This window comes from Eudoraea sp. (assembly GCF_049665975.1).
Lineage (GTDB): Bacteria > Bacteroidota > Bacteroidia > Flavobacteriales > Flavobacteriaceae > Eudoraea.
The window spans coordinates 1-2,408 of record NZ_JBATGR010000014.1 but is presented as its reverse complement, the minus strand read 5'-3'; the positions used below and the strand labels follow the sequence as shown (position 1 = coordinate 2,408).

General features: G+C 36.5%; 2 protein-coding genes. Both read right to left on the bottom strand.

The window, feature by feature from the left end; translation table 11 throughout:
* Positions 1-218 (bottom strand): hypothetical protein (locus tag WBN20_RS00600; RefSeq protein WP_424280336.1); only part of this gene is annotated, 218 nt, incomplete at its 3' end.
* 663 nt (positions 219-881) lie between these two features.
* Positions 882-1,952: an AI-2E family transporter gene (locus WBN20_RS00595; protein WP_424280335.1), complete on the bottom strand. Its 1,071-nt coding sequence runs from the start codon at positions 1,950-1,952 to the stop codon at positions 882-884.
* Positions 1,953-2,408: the final 456 nt, after the last annotated feature.

Below are 2,408 nucleotides of genomic sequence, written 5' to 3'. Positions count from 1 at the left end.
AGTCTGAGATCATTGTCCTCATCACTTAAAGAAACCCATGCATACGGAATTTTGGATTTTTCTAACCAGGAACTAACCAACATGCTCTTACCATAACCGGCACCGGCAGAAACCAGTGTAAGGGGTTTGTGTATGTTCTTTTCCAGAAGTTCAACCAGATGCGTTCTGTAAACATGTTCCCTGGAAACAGGTGGCCGGTGTAGCTTTGTGAATAGCATTGCTAAATTTAGTTAAAAAATGATTCCATATCAGTTATAAAAAGATGTAACTGAGTTTTTACCTGATTACAAGGAAAAATAAAAATCCTTTAGCTAATTCATAGCTTTGTTATGGACCGCCTTGCACCTAACGGTTCGGCTCGTATGTTTGGTTATAGAATATTAAGTTGTAAATGAAGATACTACATTTATGTAATTAACCATATCAGAAAAGAGAGGATAATGAGGTTCGGCTAGATACATTTTGATGATATCGTGTCATAGATCAACTGCCCTTCTTTTAACTTTAGAGTCCCGATAGCTCCTTCTCCATAGTATTACGAAGGAGAAGCTATCGGGATGGAATAGGGTTTTTCATAGGTCACGTTGTTGTAAGCTGTTTTTTTATTAATGGAACCTGGACACTATTCAATCTTTTACAATTACGGGCAATAGGAAATTCTTATTATAACCAATCGGCCGAAATGATTTGGAACGCAATACAAAAAATGACCAATTCTAAGTTAATATGCAATTGTAGTAAAGTTTATTATAGATTTTCAGCGTATCATTTAAAAAATGTTTTGTTGGAGAAATATTTAGCAGGTTCAAAAAAGTGAACCATGTCTAGTAGGATTAAGACAACTTTGGTAGTCCACTTGTGGTCGTCTCTTTCTCTTGCTTTTAATCCGTTGGTGATTTTTGGTTATCAATTATTGTTTGTGCTTCATCTTCCGTTCCCAGGACAATAGCAAGCCATTTAGTATTGGGATCCTGTTCAAGCATTATTTTTATAGCCATAGTTAAGGGTACCGATAAAAACATGCCCACTGTACCCAGCATAAATCCCCAGAACAAAAGTGACAGAAAGACTACAAAAGTAGATAGACCTAAACCTTTACCCATCATTTTTGGTTCAACAACATTGCCAATTACGACATTGATCACTATGAAAACAATTCCTGTCCATAAAACCCCTTCAAGTCCAAGTTGTACCGCGGCAAACAGGACAGCAGGAACGGCTGCAATAAAAGATCCTATATTGGGAATGTAATTCAGAAGAAAGGCAATTAATGCCCAGATGATCGCATAATCTACGCCAATAATAACAAGGCCAATCCAGATGAATAAACCGGTTAGCAAACTGGTCACCGTCTTAATGGACAAATAATGGCGAATACTATCCCCTATTGCATCAAAAAAACCTAATGAATCTGTAGTTCCTTTAACAATCGCCTTTATTTTTACCGGAATAGTATCCATCTCAAGTAAAAGAAATAGTGCCAGGAAAAATATGGTTAGCGCATTGCCCATAAAACCTCCCAATTGTTCCAGAAATCCGGCTGTAACGCTCATAATTTTTGACGGCACGAACATATCGGACATATTATCGGTAGAAATGTGTATGCCTTTATCATTAAAAAATTCTATGACTGAATTGCCCATCTCACTCAGGTTCTTTTCATATACCGCTTCATTTTCTGAAAAGGAAGAGAATGAAGTTGCTATTATTTCTCCAAATCCTATAAAGATCCCGGTGACTGTAATAAAAACAATAGCAATAGCCAATCCCTGAGGAACTTTCTTTTTTTGTAACCACAATATGGGTTGAGAAAGAATAATGCTAATAAATAGTGCCATCAACACTGAAGTCACTAAGGTGGTAGCATACATTACCCCTGCAACAATAACCACAAAGGCCGCAAATTTGACAATAATTGAAGTTTTGCTTTGAATAGGACTAGTACCGCTCATTTCTCACTTTTTAGCATTGTTATATTTAATTATTAGTTTACTTAACTAACTCAATATCATCTGGTTTCCAGGTTTATCGGCATATGCCTTAAGCGGGCCATACATTCTCAATGCTAAAAACCAGGATTTACCCGGGATGGTCTGTAACCAAATACTTTCCTTTTCCAGGCTGTGAGAATAAAAGTAAACAATCGTCTTTTAATTTTTATGTTTTAAAAGCATTTGTTCAATGCATTAGCAAAATTGAATTAGTACTATCAGGTTTTGATCTCGTTTTTTAATTCGGGAATAAAAATGCTAATTGGAACCTCAAGGTCCAATCAGGCCCATCAATAGCTTCTAGTTTTGCTGCATTCCAATAGGCACTTACATTTCCATTAAACTTCTGCTTACCAATGGCAAATATTTTACCAAAACCGGCACCAAAAGGTACAATCCATTTGTTATCCGGGGGGC